The following is a 20,231-nucleotide window of genomic DNA, read 5'->3' as shown; positions in this document are numbered from 1 at the left end:
ACGGAGGGTACTGACTAATTATTTAACATCAAAACAGATGATTGCTTGTTTTTTCACATATTAGAAGTTGGATATTCTTTTGATTTTAAAAAGAAAATGATTAATAGGAGGTTACAAACGTAACGTTATTAATCTACATTTGGTTATAGTATTTTCTTTTTATGTTTATTCCGGTTATTTCTCCGATAATATATAGGTTAATGTCCCAGTTGGGACATGTATTGTTTTCCTCTATTTTTGTAATGTTTTTTATTTGTTCTGTTAGTTCTGTCTCTGTTTTCTTGTCTGTCGGGTAGGGATAGTCATTGTGGCAGGTTATGTTAAATGTATCGTTGTATGTGATTTTATGTCTTATTTTCTTTAGGATTGTTGATAGTACATAGTTTGAATTACTTATTACACATGTAACCGGTATGATTTCCAGTAACGGGTTTAGTTCATCACTTATTTTTATCTTTTTAATTAATTCATTGGGGTTTGGATATTCCAAAAAGTATATGAATGGGCTTTCTGATTCTTTCAGATAGTAGTTTTTATCTATTTGGTCTATTTTGTCCTGTACTGTGTAGATTAGATTATCTACTTCGTTTATGTCCGTTGTTTTATTGATTTTTATCAATATCTCTTTGTTGTTTCTTTTCATAATATTCTTTCTTACCTCTTAAACATTGTATAATAAAAATATAATTATACTATATAATTTTTTATATATATTATTTATCATTAAAAAGTATATATCATAAAAGGAATAAATTTAGATATATGAATAATGAAGCTAATGTAAGTTTGGAATTATTGTTAACATTTATGCTTTTTATTATAATATTTTCAAGTGTAATCTCAATAGCGAGCACTGAATTTGATTCAATATCAGAAACACATACAAGACAAGAGGCAAAAGAACAAACAATGCGGGTAAGCAATATAATAAATGAAGTTTACTTTAAGGGAAACTCCTATTCAGAGAATTACCGTCTGCCCGAACATATTAACAATGAAAGTTACATCATGCAGATAAACTCTTCGGGAGTCTATGTTAACTCCCATTATCAAATAACAAAGGATGAATACATTCCAAATAATATCACATTCAACGGCAAAAAAAGTAAAAATATAATTTTAACACCCGGTGATACATATACTTTTACTAATAATAATGGAGTAATATGTATCTATGGATAAATATTAAAAATAACTCTGATTATCTTATAATTTTCAGGTAGATTATTATGAATAATAAAGGACAAATCTCACTAGAATATATTCTATTTTCAACGATAATAATAGTCATGTTAATATTCATAGCCGGCACCTTGCTGGATGAAAATGAAAAGAATATCATAATCGACAGTGCAAGAATGGGAGCACAGGAAGGAGCCGACAAGAATGCATATGCAACATACTACAACGATACATTCAATTACTATCAAAGCGACTATCCAAGACTCCTGCATCCAACCGATATAGATATAATAAACATAACCCTACGAGAAAACGGTGAAAAAAGGTTAATATTGGAGATATACGCTCATTCAAATACAAAACTAACATACAACGAGAAATACATCATATCCTCAAGAATAAACTATTACACAAGACGCAGCATAACAAACACATTCAAACAAAAACAAAACGGGATATACTACACTCCCGCGTTGTCCGATAATTATGAAATAGAATGTGAAGATGTCAGATGGATCTGATTCCCTTCAAAAATAAGAATGGTTAATTATATAAAAAGTGATAGAAAGAGTGGATAAATACTCTTTCCAATCTTTATTATTCAATCCCTTAAAACAGTCAGTGTTTTTGTGGCTTCTGCTCTTTCATAATCGGTTGATGTGAATATTGCTGTTAATGGATAATCTTTAGCCTTCATGGACTCAGGTATGGTGTAAAGTATTGTTGCCATTCCATTAGTTACTGTTGCAAATATTACTTTACCGTTGGCATCTTTGATTGTTTTGCCATTGATTTTGATTATTAATTTTCCAGTGTTTACCGGATTTTGCAATAGTGTTACTTGCATGTTTATCTCTATAGATTGACCTTGTGTTGCTGTAACGTCACTAAGTGTGATTGTAGGTGCTGCTTTTGTTATTGTGATATTTTCCTTCTCTGATTTTAGTGATTCTACATCGACTGAGCCAGAATATACTGCTTGTATAGTTGTCTGCTTATTCCAAGTATCGGATATCATGTAATTTTCTATCGTGGCTGTACCGTTTACTATCTTGACATAGATTACCTTTCCGTTTGAGTCTTTTAGGGTCTTGCCGTTTACCTTGAATGTGACTTTTCCCTTGCTTATGTTTCTTGCCAGGTTATCCCCATAATATATGCTTGCTGTTATGTTGTTTGGCTCTAGTAATGTGAATGTTGTCGTGTCTACCTTTAATGAATATTCAATGCCTTTTATTGTTATAGTTGTTGTATTGCTTGATGGGTTGTAGTCATCTGGGTTTGCTGGAATGAACGTGGCTGTTAACAGCTCATCCATTTCATCTGTAAATATGTGGGTAGTTGTTGCAGTTCCATCTATGATATTAACGGTTTCATTGAAGTTTATTGTGGTAAATGTTACATTTCCATAGCTTACTTGCATATTGTCTGTTGTCATAACTGTGGCTGTTAGGGTGACTTCCTCGTTTATTCTTCCGGTGATTGCATTTAAGTTGATTGTCACATTTTCAGGATCTTTGCTTATGATGATGGTGCATGTATTGGTGCATTCATAGTAGTTGGATGTGATCGGAATGTATATTGCTTGCAGTGTATCTATCAGGCTTTGTGTGAATGTGTGTGTGGTTTGGGCTACTCCTTCTATGATGTTTACAGTTTCTGTGTAGTCCGTTGTTGTGAATGTAACACTTCCTTCATTGACTGTTATACCATCTTCAGCAGTTACCGTGGCTGTTATAACTGTGGGCTGGTTTATTTTTCCTACTATGTCTTCTATTTGTATTTGTGTAATTGTCGGTGGATCGAGTGACAATGTTATATTTTCTGTTTTTGTGTTGAATGCAGGGTTACTTGTGAATGTTATAGACATTTCTTGTCCTTCAGTTATGTTAGCTAAAGCTATTTCATATTCGGCGTTTCCATTATTTATCGGAACATTAGTGGTTTTGTTGATTTTAAATCTCACATATCCGGTTGAAACAGGTATATTTCCAATATCAGTTACATTTACTGATATTTTAAGGTTTTCTCCTTCTATTTTCTGCTTAATATAGAATAACACATCACCTTTTTCTAGTTTAATAATGTTACTTGTTGATTCATTATATCCTGCAGATTGATAATATTTTGCACGGATTCCATTATTCCAGCTTTCATTGGTTATTGCAGTAAATGTTGCAGTTCCATTTGTTATTGTAGAATTATATTCAACATTATTTACTATGAATTTTAATGTGCCATGGGGTACTGCTTCATTGTATTCATCCATAACAGTTGCATATACAGTAATTTTCTCTCCGATTTTCGTAGTATTCGCAGTGATTGTCGTGTTCGTATTTAAACGCATGTTTTTTATAAATTTTGTTGTTGATGTCATTTCATATAAGTTATCCTCTGGAAGATACCATGCTCTTAGATATCCCTGATTCAAATCTGTAACTGTCATGTTTGTTTTGGCAGTTCCATTTTCTAACTCATATTTGCCTATTTGTGTACCGTTGAATAATATTAATACATGTCCTTTTGGGGTGACTCCTTCATTTGATGTAACATTCGCTCGTATTTCATATGTTTTTCCTGGTGAAATAACATCATATTCAAGTTGTTGATTTGAATTACTGGAGTTGGTTATATACATGACTCTTGTTGAATTTGTTTTAATGGATATATTGACTTCTGTTAGAGGTAAGTTATCTTTGACAGTATTGCTATTTGTATAATGAATTGAGAAATCTCCCTTAGATGTACCTGTTATCAGGTCATTGTCTGTGATGATGTTATTTGTGGATGTTTCGTCCACTATTATTGTGTATTCTTCATTATTGTTTATTATATTCTTTTTCAATCTATTGTTATTTGAGTTTATAATGTTAATGGAAGAATTGTTACCGAATAACACATTATTTATTAAGTTGCTATTGTTGGAGTTATTTGTAGTTATTTTTCCGTATAATGATGAGTTTTCTATTGTGATGTTGTTTGTATTTATCTGTATGTTTTGGGCTATGATATTAGTAACATTGGATTTTTCTGATCCATTAACGAAGGTTATGTTTGAATATGAGTATATTGGTCCATTTATTGTATAATATTGAGCGTCATATGTATGGCAGTAAATATATCGTCCAAGGAAGTCTTCAACTGGATTTTTTCCAGGATGTCCATGTAATCTGTTGACAATGGAGAAATTGGTATTTATGTTTGGGGCAGTTTTTAATATAACTGCTTTATTTATTATAACTGGATTTGTAAGATTATCCAAGGCTATTATTGTACCATTTATACCTTCTTTTAATGTATAATTCTCATTGAATAATTCATTATAGTTTTCATTTGTCAAATGATGGACTCCATTTAGGTTTGGCCCGTTATTTATTACAGTACCATTTTTAAAGCTTATTGTGTCATCACCATAAGTAATATTTTTTTTATTATAAGAGAGTAAATAATTGTCTTTTATTACTGTACTGTTTATTTGATTGTTTGAAATTATAGTATTGTTCAATTGGTTTATAATAATGTTGTTTGTAATGTTTGCAGATGTGTTTACCTTCAATTGTTTTACAATGGAATTTGTAATGTTAAGTGGACGATTTATAATTACAGTAGTATTTGGAGCATATAAATTATCTATTTTATATGTTTCATTATCAATATAATTTGTGATGTAGGTTTGTATATTGGAGCTTAATGCATAGATTCTAGAACCGTAATTGTTTATTACAGTAGAAATGTTAGTTGCATTGATGATGAATGCTTTATTGGAAGTGTCATTAGCTAATGTATATACTCCTTCAGAGTCAAGAGTACCATAACTGTTAAAATTGTTATCTGTTATATAATCTCTTCCAGTAAATGGTATGTAATTGTTTTCAAAGGTAATATTATATACATTTGTTCCATAATCGTTGTGTTGAATCATGGTTGTTCTAGATCCTCTTAAAATGGAATTATTTTTAAATGTATGGTTTGCTCCTTCATAGACAAGTCCTACACAGATTGGGGACTGTGGATCCACATCCATTCCGTCTATAATATTATTTCTAACAGTAATATTAATGTTTCCATAGGTCTCGTTTATCTCACCACTAGCATCAACACCACCATAAGTAGTAAGATAAAGTATATTTCCTACATTTCCATGACCTATAACGGTATTATTTTCAAATAGGCAATCACGTGCAAAACAATAAACTACATTACTATGTCCTCCGTTGCTGCTTGTTTCAAAGTAACTGTTGGTTATTGTCACATGACTTGAACCTTCACGTATAGATATCATACCACTTCCCATACCAACACTCATATCACATGAAGCGGTTAGATTATTTATCGTGATGTTATGGGTATTGATGAGTAGGATATGTGCATTATGAAGTCGGATATCACTAATGTTTGTTCCTGATCCCTCTGTTAATATGTCAAACTCATTAAAAGTACCGCCAAAACTTTCGCTATATCTTTCAATATTGATGAATCCATCATGGGTCGAGGAGATGATATTTAATGCTTTGTTGATTTTAATGGTGAAGTTTCCATCAAGAATTCCTTGGATGTCTATTGTATCACCGTTATTTACTTTGTCGTTAAATCGTTCATTTGTAATGTATTCATGGAAAGTGGTACTGTTTAATATTATTGTTTTAGGATTGGAATCTTTTTTAATACTTTTGTCTTTTTTTTCTATTGATTCTGTATTTTGGATATTATTTGTATTTGTGTTACTTTCAATATTGTAATTTTCAATAATATCATTACTTGTTGAATCATCAATAAAATTATTCTTATCTTCAAATGTGGTATTATCATCTGTTGCACTAACCATGCTTACTCCAATAATACATATAATTAAAAATAGTATTATTTTCTTGCTATTCATTATGGATTAACCCCCTTCGTTCTATTTAAGTAAACTTAGTTTAATTGGTTGTTTATTATAAAAAAAGTATAGTGGAGGTTATAATTATATCCTCCTTAACAATTGATTGTTTAAGATGTGACTGTTAGAGTACTATTTGTTTGGAGTTTTTCATAGTTGGGTGCTGTGAATGTTGCTGTGATTGTGTATGTTCCTGTTTTAAATGTTTCTGGTAGTGTATAGTTAGGTATGCTTGCTATTCCATTGGTTACTTTAGCATAGATTACTTTGCCGTTTTCATCTTTAACTGTTTTACCATTGATTTTAAATACTACTTTTCCAGTATTTATTGGTTTGTTACCATCGTTTATTGTAGCTGTGAGTGTGATTTGTGAGTTTGCTGTTGTAGTTATGTCTTCTGTAGAAATTATTGGTTCTGTTGATGTTGTGGTGATTTCTGTTGCATCACTTGTTAGTTTTTCACATTGGGTTGAACCACTATATGTTGCTGTAATTGTTGTACCGTTTTTAGACCAGCTCTGTGGAATTTCAAAGTTTTCGATTGTTGCAGTTCCATCTACCACTTTTGCGTAGATTACTTTATTATCAGCATCTTTCAAGGTTTTACCATTTACTTTAAATACTACTTTTCCTTTATTAATAGTTGTTGCTACTTCATCATCAAGTGTGATGCTAGCACTAATAGTGGCAGTACTTCCAACAGTAAATTCGCATGTATTAACTTTTAATACTGGTACTGGTATAGGGATGTTTGATTGAACTGTATTGGATTCTCTGTCAGCACTAACACTTTTATCTCCCTTGTAACTACTAGCATATAACTCATTATTTTCAATGATATTATTGAATGAATCATCGTCTAATGTTATTGTATTGGTAAGTTTTGTGTTGATTATGTTGTTTGTAATGTTACAATCTGTTGATCCGATAAGTTCTATACTGCTATCATCTGCAAGTAATGTATTGTGATTAACATTGACTTTATTAACACCATTTAATGTAAGCTTATTGATTGTTGCATCTTCTACTAGTGAATAATCTGATCCTTCAATAAATGTTACACTATAAAATCCACCAACATCACGTAAAGCGGATAAAGTTACTTTACTGTTAATAATTACTGGTTTTGTAATTGTTTCAGTTGCAAATAAAACAGAATCTGCATATTCACTTTTTAAGGTATTTGTTTCGTCAAAATATGTATCATAGTTACTATTATTCAATGCATATCCATCATCATAAGTTGGTGTATTATTGTCTCCATTAATTCGAAGGCCTTTTGAAAATTGCACTGTATTTCCATTAATACGTACTATATAATTATTCTTTGTGTTAACGTCATAAGAATTAATTGCTAAAGAAGTACCTAGATTATTATTGATAATTGTATTATTTTCAGCAATATTATTTCTACCATAGAAATTAGCTACACTTCCAATTACTGAATTTGTCAAATTGTACACTTGCAGGAGTGTAACTTTAGGCCCATAAAAATTATCTATATTTGCACCACCAATGGTTATTGTTCTACTAACATTTGAATAGTCACCTAATATTGTACAGTTGGCTGAAGAAAGTCCCGTAAAACTTATGTTTTTATCCATACTTATATTAAAAATTATTTTTTTATTTCTTATTGCATTAGCACTATAAAAACTGATTACTGGATTCCAATCCATAACCATTGCATATGTGCTTATATTACTGTCATCAATTATCGTCACATCATCAGGTAAATTATCAGGCAAATCTTTTTTCAATGATTTTTTGACTGATATTCTTTTGAATTCAGTGATTCCCATATTCTGGTTTTCAGTACTCATACATCCACAATCACAAGGGTATAATACTGGAGTTACACTATTGGAAATTGTATTTCCTGATTCCACTAGGGCAGTTTCACTACCTACACTAATACCTTCGTTTACTTGATATTCTAATCTATTATCAGTTACAGTATTGCCTGTGTCATTTGTAATATTTACACTTCTGGCAGCAGCATCACCCATAGCGGTAACTCGAATGTCATTCCCCTGAATCAAATTATTATTTGATTGGTTTGTTAATATTACTCCAGTATTAACCGGGGCTATTTCTTCATAGAATGAATGAGTAGTTCCTGTTGTACCGTCTACTCTTATAAAGTTATTGATTATTTTACTGTTGTTGGTAAATGCAAATGCCACACCAATGGATTTTACAGCATTATACCATTCATTAATATGATTTGAACATACTGTGATGTTATTTCCTCTGTATACTTCAATTGCATATATTACATTTGCCTGTGGATTAATGGTGTTTTTACAGATTCGATTGTTTTGGTTGCCTGTAATGTAAGTATTGGAAATTATTCCATATGCTAATGATTCTTCACTGTTGTCTGGATTATATGTTGCCTGACCAGTACTTTGTGGATTTATTAGGTTTCCTGATACTACTGAATCAGTTGCTGTTGAAGCATCAATTCCAGCCACATATAATGGACCAACACAAGTAACAGTATTGTTTTTTATTGCAGCATTTGTCACACCATCGTTCATCATCACACCATAAACGAAGTGAGCTCCAGTTGCGTATATATCATTAAATGTTACATTAATGTTTTCTGTACCATTTTTAATAGTAATAGCGGGCATTGTTGAATTAACTACCTTTTCAGTAGTGTTTATTATTCGAATAGTGTTTTGATTAATAGTTACATTATCAGCATTATTTATTAGTATGGCTGAAACTTCAAGCACGCTATACCAGTCTTCGGGGGTGGTATTGTACCACTGTTGGGTTTGAGATGGTGCTTCTACTTGAAGAGTTGTACTGCTAATTGTAATATTTTCAGTATTAGTTAAGTCAATACCTATCGCTTGGTTGTTACTAGATGTTCCTTCGTTTCGTAAATTTAATATTGAATTAGTTATTGTAAGGTTTTTGACACCAGTAGCATCAATTAACTTTGTATCATTATTTGTAGTAATTTTAAGATTGTTTAATGTTACATAATCTCCTACAACATTTATTGCTACATTAGTAAATTGATATCCTGCACCATTTACTGTAACTTGACCATTAACAGTCCAGTTAACATTATTGAAATCGGCAAAATTATCATCATCAATTGTTAAATCCGAATCAATTACACGTGGTGCGGGTAATTCATCATTTGAGTCTTCTTTCAATGTTTTTTCTTTCTTTACTTCTTGCACTTCTTGTTGTGCTATTGGTTCTGTATTTGTCTGTTCTACTTGTGGCGTTTCAATAGTTGCTGCTGTTGTCGTGTCATCGTCTTCAATGTCAGCTGCACTAACTGCTGTCATACCAACAAGTAGTATTAAGACAAATATGAATATATTCTTTTTATTCATTATGTGTCACCATTTTTGAATTTTTTTATTAATCATATACTTTTTATATGGTTAATAGGTTGTTTTTATGATGGATAATGTGTAACAATTTATTTTTTCTATATTGATTTTGTTTTTTTAGATGTTTTACCAGATATAGAAACATTGTTCTAGTATATGTGATGTTGAATATGTTTTTTTTCACATATGCACGTGATTGTTACATTTTCATCATTATCTTATTTGAGTAGTAATGAGGATTTATTTTCGTTAATCGATGCCAAGATAATCTTTATAATTCAACGTATGACTGTATATTAAATTTTTAAAGATTATATTTAATATTTTAATACTTTTGATTATATGTATTTTTAAATCAATTAATAAATTGATATAAATCTTCATTACTGTATATGTTTATCTAAAAGGTAATTATTATATTTTGTTTTTTATTCAAAATTATTAGAATTATTTAAAATTACTTTTTTGGCATATGCTTATCATAAAATTTTATTTAAATGCTATTGTTTAAAAATCATTGTTTAATCTCTAAAATAAGAGTATGGTGTTTGTTGTATGTTTTTTTTCTATTAAAAAGTGTTTAAAAATTCAGTTTTAGGACTCTCATGAAGTTGTTACTGTGTAGATATGTGTTAATTGTAGTGATATCCTGTTTGATATATGCTAATAAGGCATATAATTTGTATGGCAAAATAAGTCGTATATTTTCATTAATGATTTGGGGATAACTTTCTAAAATCAGTTCATACCTTGATTTGAATAAAGGTTAACTAACAGTATATAATTATCTCTAAAATAAGTATGTATTATAAAGTAAATTGTGTGAGGGGTGGTGAAGGTAATATTGGACAATACAATTCCAATATTATGTTATATAATAGCATTACTTGCCGTGTATGCTATTATTATTCCTATAAGTCCAAATATGATACCGATTAGCCATATGATATGAACTACCTGGCTTTCCTTCATAGGCTTTTTCAGTATGGATCTGATGAGTGAGTTGAATCCACCCTGCGGTACTACAAGCAATCCGTCCTCCTTTACCTGTGTAGGCTTATGTTTTTGTCGTTCCATTACACCTGCACTTCTGAACTTTAGTATTCCATCTATAATGTTGGGAAGAAGTACGATAAATGCGATAATCTTTACCCTACCTATAAATGCTATAATCGCTATGCTTGCACCGATAATAAGGGTTCCAACATCACCCGGAAATACGTTTGCAGGATACTTGTTATAGAATAGAAATGCTATTAAAGCTCCAAGCATGGAAAATGATATTATGGCCACGTCATATTTGTTCATTATTATACAGCTTAGGGTAAGTGATGTCAAGGCTATTACGCCCAGTCCTGTTTCTATACCGTTCAGACCCGCCAGCATATTGGTAAGGTTGGATGCAACAGTAACTGCTATTGGAATGCTTAACATATAGATTATGCTAACGTTGGGTGGTGTTACCCACATTATAGGCAGACCCGCTATCCATAATAGGACCAGCTTTTCCTTGGAGGATAGCATTATAAGGTCGTCCACCATTCCGATGATGCCCACCAGCAATATGACTATCAGGGTTATTGTCAGCTGGCTTTGCCATTGCGGATAAAGGTATACTCCCAGCATTATTGCTATGGCAAATCCGAAGAGTATTCCAATACCTCCCATCTCTGCAACTTCTGGCTTGGTAAACTTGTGTATGTCACGTCCTACAATATCGGCATTTTTCAGTCTTCTAATCAGGGTAGGCATTACTCCGAATGTCATTAGAAATGCTACCAGGCCACATATACCAGAAGTGACAAGTAGGTAGGTGGAATTGTTCAGCAATGTCTACACTCCTTTTGTTTGTTTGTTTATCAGTTCTCTTTCCTTTTGAAGTATATGATATATTGTTCTTATTGGTATGTTCATCATTGATGAAATCTTCTTAACACTGATACCCTTATTTTTTAACTTTACAATTTCCTGTTTCGTATCATCGGAGTACTTTGATTTAGGGCCTTGCTTTAACTTCTTATCCTTAAGGTAATAAACAGTTTTCAAGTCTATATGTAACCTTTTAGCTATTGCCTTTGGATATAATCCTGAGTTTATCATTTCATTAATCTTCTTGACCAAGCTGCTGTCGTATTTTTTAGGTCTACCCCTGCTTTCAAGCACTTTTATTTCAATGTCTAACTCACGAAGAGCATCTAAATAGGTGTCTGATGTTCTTTCATATAGACTTTGAGGACATTCTATTACTTCCAAGTCCGGATTTTCATCTAATAGTTCTAAAATATATTTGGATGATAATGGTTTGTTTACATGTACTGTTGATGCCATGGTTATCACCTTCAATAATTACTTGTTAATTAATTCTAGGAATTTCTTAGCTTTTTTCGTGCTAGGCTTTTCAATTCTGTTTAATTCAACTTTTTCTTTGGATGCCTCTTCATAATCAACATATAATAAATCCGCAGCTTTATTCAGGGATATGTTTGATTTTTTATTTAAGACGACCGCTCCACAGGCTGCTTGATTGGACTTTAAGTGTAGATTTTTACGTTTGTTTTCCAGGTCTTGTTTGTATTGTATGCATTCTTTCATATTTTCAATGATGGCTATGTTTTCATCGTTGTCATGTAATAGTTGGATGATGTCCTTTGAAAATACCCTGTCGAAGACTTTTATTTGATTGGAGTCAAGAGTTGGCCTGAGGTTGGGAAATGGTCCCGAGTAATTGTTTCGTCTGTTTTCGGATGTTGTCATGTAATACTTGAACAAATCCCATAGTATGATTGTCTTTGTAGTATCAATATAATAATGTTTTCTAATCTTTACCTCTCGTGCCAGATCCTCTTTAAGTCCCCTGTCCAATTCATGGTTTGAATTAATCAAATTCTCCTTTTTAAGTTTCAGGTACTTTAATTCCTCTTCCAGTTCTATACGTTCATCAGCTTCCCTTGCCAGTCTGCTGGCATCGCTTCTTGCCTGTTCAAGTATTCTGTTGTATTTGTTTACCTTGTCCATATTCCGGATGTGCAGGGGTATGATGTCATCAATCTGGTTGTTCACTATATTTTCGGTATATTGCAGGTATGCTATGGCCAGGGCATTTTGAACGTATTTATCGTTAATCAGTGATGGCTTTTTATGATTAAACTGCAATAATTCGATTCGGGCATTGGATCCGTATCTTTTACGAAGTTCTAATTCATAGTTGTGTTCATCTGCATAGTCAATGTTTGCCTTTTTACTAACCCATTTGCCTGTTTTTTCATCTTTTACCTTAGCAATGACTGTAACACTCTTTACACGACCTCTTTTTTCCTGTTTCATAATCTTTGTAATGTCACGGTATGCTTCCAGGCTATACCGGGTAAGTTGTGATCTTTTAAGAAGGTATTCTCCACCTAGTGGCAGGTATTTTATTAATTCCAGTCGGCAGATACCACTGACTGTCTCCTCAAATGTAAAGTCACTGTTTCCGCATTCACACATGAATCCGGTTACATCGTAGTCATCGTCGTATGTTAACAAATCCTGGATATGGTTTTTTGTATATTTTTGTTTGCATTCGTTGCATTTGAATGTACCATACTCTTCAAGGTGTCCGATTGCTATTTTATGTGAAGCGATAGCAGATTTAACTTGATCCAATATATTTTTCTTATTGGATGCCTTAATCCTAAAATACTGAGCATGACGTGACTGGTCATGGACATCATCAGGAATAATCTCGGGTGCATTTCCGGTATTGGCTCCCTTATTAAACCTTTTAATGGCAGCAAATGGTGAGGTAAAACCTCTTATCTCCATCTTGTTTCTTAGGTTTTGAAGCTTTGTGAGGTTATCATAAAGATAGGAGTATATCTCTATGTAACTGTCAAAGTCCTCAATGCCCTCTGCTATGACGGGCTTTTTCTGGATATCCTTAAGAAACGTCTCTGCATGCTTTACTAGCACTTCACTCATTTAACTTCACCTTATATTTGTTTGTATGGTATCTAAGTTTATAATGATAATTATTTTAATTGTGCAATTTCTTATCTGATATGTTCACCTACTTTACCTTCGGTTGTAAGCAATTCCATACTGTCTGTAGCAAGAAGCATACCATTTGATTCTACACCAAATAATTTGGCAGGTTCCAGGTTTGCCACTACAATAACCTTTCTGTCGATTAATTCTTCAGGTGAGTATCTTTTTGCAATACCGGCAACCACTTGTCTTACTTCATCGCCTAAGTCCACTTGAACCTTAAGTAATTTGTCTGCTTTTTCTATTTTTTCTGCTTCTTTAATTTGACCTACTATCAATTCAACTTTTCCAAATTCATCTATACTAATTGTGTTACTCATATTATCATCCTCTTGTTCATCTAATGTATTGTATAATTTTTCTTTTTCTTCATTAATAACGTCATCTTCTATCTTCTTAAATAATGGTTTTGCCTTGTTAATTTCATAACCTTCATCTAGAAATTCCTTGGCCTCATCCCAACAAACCAGTGGAGTCCTGTTTTCAAATTTCATAAATCCTTCAACATCTTCAGTAGGCATGTTAAGTATGCCGCGTATTTTCTGTGCGGTTTCAGGTAAGTATGGATTTAGTACAACAGCTAATGTATGAACCAGTTGGTTGGACAGATACAGACATGTTTTTGCACTTTCAATATCCTCCTTCACGGCCTTCCATGGTTTTTTGTCATTGAAGTATTTGTTTGCAAATTTACAGGTGGTCATGATTTCCTGTAGTCCGTCACGGAAGTTGAACGTATCAATCTCATCTGCTACCTTATCCGGCAATTGTTCTATCATTGATAAAAATTCCTCATCCAACTCATCAAAGCTTCCTTTTTCCGGCACTTTGCCGTCAAAGAACTTATGGGTGAATGTAAATGTTCTATGAACGAAGTTACCAAGACTGTCTGTTAGTTCATTGTTGATTCTTCTCTGGAAGTCATCCCATGAAAAGTCCGTATCCTTGTCCAGTGGGGCATTGATGACCATATAATAACGTAATAAGTCACTGTCAAACTTGTCAAGGAAATCCTTTACCCATATGACCCATCCTTTACTTGTGGACATTTTACGTCCTTCAAGGGAGAGGTATCCTCCACCAATCACGCTGTATGGCAGTTTCATATTTTTACCCATAAGCATGCTTGGCCAGAATATTGTATGGTGATATATGATATCCTTACCAATAAAATGAACGGTCTTGTCATTCCAGTAGTCCAACCAGTTTAGATCATGTTCATCTGCCCATTGGCTGGCGGATGATTGGTATCCTATAAATGCTTCTCCCCATACGTATAGTACCTTTCCTTCTGCGTCATCCAGTGGTATGGGAATACCCCATTTCATGTCACGACTCATAATCCAATTTTTAAGTCCTTCATTTACCCATTCGGCTGCGAAGTTTTTAACGTTTTTAGGCAAATGTTCGTTGTTGTTTATCCAATCTTTAAGTTCATCCTCAAATTCTTCAAGTTTAAAGTAGTACTGATTTGATTTTTGAGGATGTGGTGTTCCTTCACAGATTAGACAGTGAGGTTCCTTCAGTTGTATCGGATCGAGGTGGTGTCCGCATACTTCGCATTGGTCTCCTCTTGCTTCACTGTCACAGTAAGGACAGATTCCTTCAACATATCTGTCAGGTAGGCTTCTTTGACAATTGTCACAGTATAGCTGTTCAATTTCCTGTTGATAGATATATCCTTTTTCGTTTAATGTTAAGAAGAATTCCTGTGCCATTTCATAATGTCTTTTATCGGTGGTTCTTCTAAAGCTGTCCAGTGATATGTTGCATGCCTTCAAATCATTTCCAATAAGTTCATGATAAACATCTGTAATATCCTTCGGACTTTTATTTTCCTGTTCTGCCCTAACTGCTATAGGCGTTCCATGCTCATCGGTAGCACAAACCATTAGAGTGTCCACATTATTCATACGATTAAATCTGGCATAAATGTCTGCAGGAATATATGTGGAACGCAAGTGTCCCAAGTGGCATGGCCCATTGGCATAAGGCAATGCACATGAAATAAATAACTTATCCATAATTTTCTCCCCCATAAACTTTGTTTATTAATATTATTCAAATATAAAAAAAATATTAATTTTATTCTCGTCATAGATTATTAATATATTTATATGTAATTTATCATTTATCTATTTTATTGCTTGAAATAAGTTTTTCAATAGAATATAATTAAAAACACAAAATTGCTAAAAACATTTGGAAGATAAAATCAAACACGTCAACTATTTTAACTAGAAAAAAGTTCTATTTTTTTCAATGTATCAATTTTATTTATCATTTTAAAGGGGATATCCAAAATAGGGTACTTGAAAAATAATTTTTAAAACAGTACTCTTTAAGCTTATTTTTATAAATTACAACATATATATGTTGTCATTACTTTAGGTACAAAAAATTAACTATTAAATTATAAAAATAGGGTCAATTTTAACCCTAAATTATAAATACTATGATTTACATATATTATATTGTGATCAGATGAAACCTAGTATAAATTTAGATAAAAAAGACCCAAAAATATGTTTGTTAGACAAAATACTTAAACATTTCGATGAAAAATATGTTAAACAATCATTAGCAAGAAATGATGTACATAATATCAATAAGATGATAGATTGTATAAAAATAATACTAATGACTATGTACTTTGATTATACAATTTCCGACATGATCCGTGAAATCAATCGAAATGAAAAATTAAAAACTCATTTTAACATAAGCACTAATTTTAATGAACAACAATTTTATGAATATTTTAGCAAATATGGCCGGAAATATTCAATAATTTAACAAATAGCATATGTTCAAGAATTTATAAACCTAATAAAAAAGTTATAAGCCACTATTTGATTGATGCAACACCTGTAGATGTAGATATAAATACCATAAAAAAATACATTACAAAAGAGGAATTAGAGAAATTAAACCTTAAATGGGGATTTTCAAAGACAAAACTACATTATATTGGATTTAAAGTAACAGTAGTACTAGATAAAGATACTTTATCACCTGTATCCATTCTCATACACTCTGGAGCACCACACGACACTGTAATATACAAAAAAGTATTAAAAGAATTAAAAAGAAGAAGATTATTTACTAAACGAACATTATTATATCTTGATAGATGATATTACTCATTAGAAAATTATAAAATAGGAATCAACCGCTATAAAATAGTTCCAATAATAGCCCCAAAATATGATAACACCATCCAAAAAATCAAAGACAATCTTTCATATCCACTCGAAGTATTTAATTCAAATAATAATGAGAACTCAAAAAAAGAATATAAAACATTAAAAACAATATTAATAAAACAAATCGAAAATTGGGAAGATTTAAAACCAATAAGAGGATTAATAGAAGATTTCTTTAAAGTAGCCAAAGATGCCTTTGGATTGGGAAAATTCCATAAATATACAACAAAATCAGTAAGTAAAAGCATATATTTATGCATATTATTAACAACACTCTGCATACAACAAGGATTCATGACAAAAACAAAAATGCAACAATTATCAGAAGGAAACATAGAAGGAAGACCACCTATAAAACACAGAAGAAAAAAGAAAACCGAAGAAACTGATAAAAGAAATAATTCTTCTGTACCTGAAACAACCAATCAAAAAACACTCTTAGATTACCAAAAAACCAAACAAAAAACATTATTTGATTGGTCTTAATTCAAGTACCCTATATTTATATTCAACACAAACAAAAAAATGTCAAAAAAAAGTTTTTTGACTAAATATTCTTATTAACCCAAATGTAATTTTCCAGAACTAAATATTAATTAAAATCAAAACTAAATCATAATCTATGAACAAAAAAAGATTGCTTTGATTAAAAGCACAAAGACTTTTTTTAAATTCCCTTGAAAACACTCCTTTTTCAAATTTTGTAATAAAATTTCATTTTCAATGTAAAGTATTATCTATTTTCTTAAATAGATATATCACTATGATAAAAACTTCCTTTATTAACCCATTCAGTAATGATGCTCAAAAGATTGTTCGTCAATTGGGTGATATGGACTCATTAAATAATCGAAATGAGGAATTATTTAACATTATAATCCATACTCACTCACAATATGTTAGTAGAGATGCACAAATACCTGACACACTACAAAAATTAGCATATAAACGTTTTGAATGGTTTTTATATAAGAAAACCGATAAATATGATGAGAAAAATTATGAATATCTCTTCAATCCCGACATATATGAATACGATGTCGTGGCATTCTATCTGTTATGTCAGGCCATTGCCATAGGATATGGGCCGGATAGTCATGAAGCAAAGCAATTTTTGGAATCAGAAAAAGAATTGATATCAATCAGACTGGGCAGGATTCAAAGGGAATCATACGAATATCAAACGGATTTCTTAAGAACAACCCTAAATCAATTGATAGATACAAACAACATCAAATGGACAGACATAAAGGAAGTGCTGGAATTGGGCGAACTTGACCTGGATAACTTACTGCTATCTGACGGTAAGGTAATAGTGGAATATGAGGATTTTATAGAAGAATTTGGTGATTTGATAGAGTATCGTGATCCACAGATGATGTATCAGGTGACATGTGGATTTAAACTAAAAAATATCCTGCTTAGAAGTTTAATCATGATTAAAACAAGGGAATACATTAAAACGGTTTATGAAAAATCCAAGAAGATGGTGGAACCAAATCCGTTACTTGTAAATTTGGCAGAGGATATTCGTTTGCTTGAAGATAAAATCCAGGAATTGCGTTTTTCATCAGGCTCAGGTAGTGGAAATTATAAGAATGACACGCAGCCTACAGAATTTAACATGGATGCATTTCCACCATGTGTCAGAAAGTGCATGAAGGGAATAAAAAGCGGTGGACGTAATGATGCAATAGTATTGTTTTTAACACCATTTATAGCATATGCAAGACTGTGTCCGGGAATATTTTCAATCGATGAGAGAATGAAGATATCCATGGTGGATTCATCATTGGACATTACCCACAATGAAGTAATACCATTGATATATGAGGCTGCAAATGCATGCAGTCCTCCACTGTTTAGTGACCAGCCACAAGAAAAGATAAATATCAATTCAAAACTGGGATTCGGTATGCATACAGAACTTAAACTGGATCATGAGGGTGAAACTCAATGGTACACGCCTATGAGTTGTGAAAAAACAAAACTTCACCTGTCCCACTTATGTGTGCCAAATAAGGACTGTAAAAAAATAGGAAATCCGTTAACATACTATAATCGTAAGAGAAGATTGCTTGCAAGAGAAAACAATAATGTCGTAAATGAGGATAATAATAAAGAAAGCACGTCTAATGAATAGTTATAGTCAAACTATTAAACTATGAGAACATGCTTAAATTATGTAAAGTGATGTGAATAATTATGGAAATTGAGTTAAAACCTGCATCAAACTATGAACGTAAACTATTCTATAAGGAAGAATGGAACATTGATGATGTACCCTCATTTATAATGGATTCCTTGCCTAGCAGGGAATTTGGTTTTGATCATTACGGACAGGGACCAAATGATCGTTATAAAACATTCATTGATAGGGCTAGACTAAAACGTTTCATGAAACTTAAAAATCCATTTGCAGCATACGTATCGGTAGCCTTTTATGAAAAACCTGAAAAAAGGCAGGGATGGAAAAAATCGGAATTGGTATTTGATGTGGATGCGAAGGATATACCGATACGTACATGTGACTGTGAGGAAGGACAGGTATGTGACAAATGCTTAAATCAGGCAAAAGAAATAGTGCTCATGATAAGGGATGTACTGAAGGGTGATTTGGGATTAAAGGACATTAACCTGGTCTATTCAGGTAGGGGCTATCACGTAAGGGTACTTGATGAGGAGGTTATGGATTCCTCCAGTGAAATCAGGGGACAGGTAGTGCAATATGTTGTAGGTGCCAAGACGTTCGAATTATTAAATCCAATGGACTATAAGAATCTTCAGCACTTCATCATACCATACGGCTATCCAAGAAACTTCACCAAATGGTCAAAGTACACCATCAATCACTTAACTAAAAATAACCAGTTGAATGATGTAAACAAGAAATTGCTTAATGATACAATTAAGAATAGGCATTTGTTGGATGAGAATCAATGGGGGTTATTCAGGGCAAATATTGGTCCAATAAGATATAATAAACTTATCAAGGCGGTAAGCAGGGTTAATATGGACATTACTGATACTAAGGTTTCAATTGACTTAAAGCGTATATTAAGGCTTCCATCCACACTTCATTCCAAGGTCAGCATGAAGTCGACGCTGATAAAGAATATTGAAAAATTCGATCCATTTGACGATGCCGTTCCAAAGTTTGTATATGAAAGAAAATAAACGCTGATGCTGTTAATGTAATTCAATGGTTGTCGACGAATTAATTAATAATAGGTCTGATAAGTTAGAAAGGTTGCTCTCACATTCTATCCTCATTTAACCTGGGCCAATATTGGTCTTTTTCTTGCCTACCACTTCATGGATGTTGGGAGTAAGATTAGGCTTTACCTATCATGCAACCTGCTGCTGTTACCAGTAACTCAGTTTCAAGGGTGAATAACCCATTCAACAAGGTTAATTGTATCCGTTCAAATTGATGTCAGACTAACAAAAATCCAAATAAAGAAAGAATCTAAGCTGTGATCAAAATTAAAGACAATTGCTTGTTGCACAAAAAGAGTAAAAAGTGATGGAATAGTTATGAAAACTTCCATCCTATTTTTTTAAGGTTTAATTAAT

At 32.2% G+C, this 20,231-nt stretch carries 11 protein-coding genes and 1 pseudogene; 5 read left to right on the top strand and 7 right to left on the bottom strand.

Going from position 1 to position 20,231, the window contains the following annotated elements:
- Nucleotides 1-133: 133 nt before the first annotated feature.
- Nucleotides 134-643, bottom strand: coding sequence for a hypothetical protein (locus AW729_RS06930; RefSeq protein ID WP_112124421.1), 510 nt, complete (start codon nucleotides 641-643; stop codon nucleotides 134-136).
- A gap of 119 nt (nucleotides 644-762) precedes the next feature.
- Between AW729_RS06930 and AW729_RS06925 the strand changes: the two genes are divergently transcribed.
- Nucleotides 763-1,182, top strand: coding sequence for a hypothetical protein (locus AW729_RS06925; protein ID WP_112124420.1), 420 nt, complete (start codon nucleotides 763-765; stop codon nucleotides 1,180-1,182).
- Nucleotides 1,183-1,229: 47 nt separating this feature from the next.
- A complete protein-coding gene (locus AW729_RS06920; protein WP_112124419.1) occupies nucleotides 1,230-1,703 on the top strand; it encodes a hypothetical protein in 474 nt (157 codons plus the stop codon).
- Between the two features lie 80 nt (nucleotides 1,704-1,783).
- Here AW729_RS06920 and AW729_RS06915 read toward each other — a convergent pair whose 3' ends face one another.
- From AW729_RS06915 to metG, 6 genes are all read right to left on the bottom strand, one after another.
- Nucleotides 1,784-6,061, bottom strand: coding sequence for a hypothetical protein (locus AW729_RS06915; RefSeq protein WP_112124418.1), 4,278 nt, complete (start codon nucleotides 6,059-6,061; stop codon nucleotides 1,784-1,786).
- Between the two features lie 110 nt (nucleotides 6,062-6,171).
- Nucleotides 6,172-9,423 (bottom strand): Ig-like domain-containing protein, encoded by a 3,252-nt coding sequence (locus AW729_RS06910; protein ID WP_112124417.1) that lies wholly within the window; start codon nucleotides 9,421-9,423, stop codon nucleotides 6,172-6,174.
- Nucleotides 9,424-10,293: 870 nt separating this feature from the next.
- Nucleotides 10,294-11,190, bottom strand: a complete 897-nt coding sequence (locus AW729_RS06905; protein ID WP_112125255.1) for a glycosyltransferase 4 family protein — start codon at nucleotides 11,188-11,190, stop codon at nucleotides 10,294-10,296.
- A gap of 66 nt (nucleotides 11,191-11,256) precedes the next feature.
- Entirely contained in the window at nucleotides 11,257-11,751 is a 495-nt protein-coding gene (locus AW729_RS06900; protein WP_112124416.1) for a helix-turn-helix domain-containing protein, read from the bottom strand.
- A gap of 18 nt (nucleotides 11,752-11,769) precedes the next feature.
- Nucleotides 11,770-13,383: a DUF530 domain-containing protein gene (locus tag AW729_RS06895; protein ID WP_112124415.1), complete on the bottom strand. Its 1,614-nt coding sequence runs from the start codon at nucleotides 13,381-13,383 to the stop codon at nucleotides 11,770-11,772.
- 71 nt (nucleotides 13,384-13,454) lie between these two features.
- The gene (gene metG, locus AW729_RS06890) at nucleotides 13,455-15,473 is read right to left on the bottom strand and encodes a methionine--tRNA ligase (protein ID WP_112124414.1); all 2,019 of its coding nucleotides are present in this window, start codon (nucleotides 15,471-15,473) and stop codon (nucleotides 13,455-13,457) included.
- Nucleotides 15,474-16,301: 828 nt separating this feature from the next.
- On the opposite strand from metG, the pseudogene AW729_RS11720 reads away from it, so the two are divergent.
- The 3 genes and pseudogenes from AW729_RS11720 to priS all read left to right on the top strand — a co-directional run bounded on the left by AW729_RS11720 (nucleotide 16,302) and on the right by priS (nucleotide 19,832).
- Nucleotides 16,302-17,141 (top strand): annotated as a pseudogene (locus AW729_RS11720) (transposase).
- A gap of 277 nt (nucleotides 17,142-17,418) precedes the next feature.
- Nucleotides 17,419-18,798 carry a DNA primase gene (locus AW729_RS06870; RefSeq protein ID WP_112124410.1) on the top strand — a complete coding sequence of 460 codons (1,380 nt, stop codon included), beginning with the start codon at nucleotides 17,419-17,421 and terminating at the stop codon, nucleotides 18,796-18,798.
- A gap of 62 nt (nucleotides 18,799-18,860) precedes the next feature.
- Nucleotides 18,861-19,832: a DNA primase catalytic subunit PriS gene (gene priS, locus AW729_RS06865; RefSeq protein WP_112124409.1), complete on the top strand. Its 972-nt coding sequence runs from the start codon at nucleotides 18,861-18,863 to the stop codon at nucleotides 19,830-19,832.
- Nucleotides 19,833-20,231 lie beyond the last annotated feature (399 nt).

It is taken from the genome of Methanosphaera sp. BMS, assembly GCF_003268005.1.
Lineage (GTDB): Archaea > Methanobacteriota > Methanobacteria > Methanobacteriales > Methanobacteriaceae > Methanosphaera.
The sequence above is the reverse complement of the archived record's forward strand: the minus strand, read 5'-3'. Positions and strand labels throughout refer to the sequence as shown.

What these genes read in the sequence shown, in the direction of transcription:
- AW729_RS06900 (WP_112124416.1), bottom strand. Translation starts at nt 11,751, where the DNA reads ATGGCATCAACAGTACATGTAAACAAACCATTATCATCCAAATATATT.
- AW729_RS06870 (WP_112124410.1), top strand. Translation starts at nt 17,419, where the DNA reads ATGATAAAAACTTCCTTTATTAACCCATTCAGTAATGATGCTCAAAAG.
- AW729_RS06905 (WP_112125255.1), bottom strand. Translation starts at nt 11,190, where the DNA reads ATGACATTCGGAGTAATGCCTACCCTGATTAGAAGACTGAAAAATGCC.
- AW729_RS06920 (WP_112124419.1), top strand. Translation starts at nt 1,230, where the DNA reads ATGAATAATAAAGGACAAATCTCACTAGAATATATTCTATTTTCAACG.
- AW729_RS06915 (WP_112124418.1), bottom strand. Translation starts at nt 6,061, where the DNA reads ATGAATAGCAAGAAAATAATACTATTTTTAATTATATGTATTATTGGA.
- AW729_RS06910 (WP_112124417.1), bottom strand. Translation starts at nt 9,423, where the DNA reads ATGAATAAAAAGAATATATTCATATTTGTCTTAATACTACTTGTTGGT.
- metG (WP_112124414.1), bottom strand. Translation starts at nt 15,473, where the DNA reads ATGGATAAGTTATTTATTTCATGTGCATTGCCTTATGCCAATGGGCCA.
- AW729_RS06925 (WP_112124420.1), top strand. Translation starts at nt 763, where the DNA reads ATGAATAATGAAGCTAATGTAAGTTTGGAATTATTGTTAACATTTATG.
- priS (WP_112124409.1), top strand. Translation starts at nt 18,861, where the DNA reads ATGGAAATTGAGTTAAAACCTGCATCAAACTATGAACGTAAACTATTC.
- AW729_RS06930 (WP_112124421.1), bottom strand. Translation starts at nt 643, where the DNA reads ATGAAAAGAAACAACAAAGAGATATTGATAAAAATCAATAAAACAACG.
- AW729_RS06895 (WP_112124415.1), bottom strand. Translation starts at nt 13,383, where the DNA reads ATGAGTGAAGTGCTAGTAAAGCATGCAGAGACGTTTCTTAAGGATATC.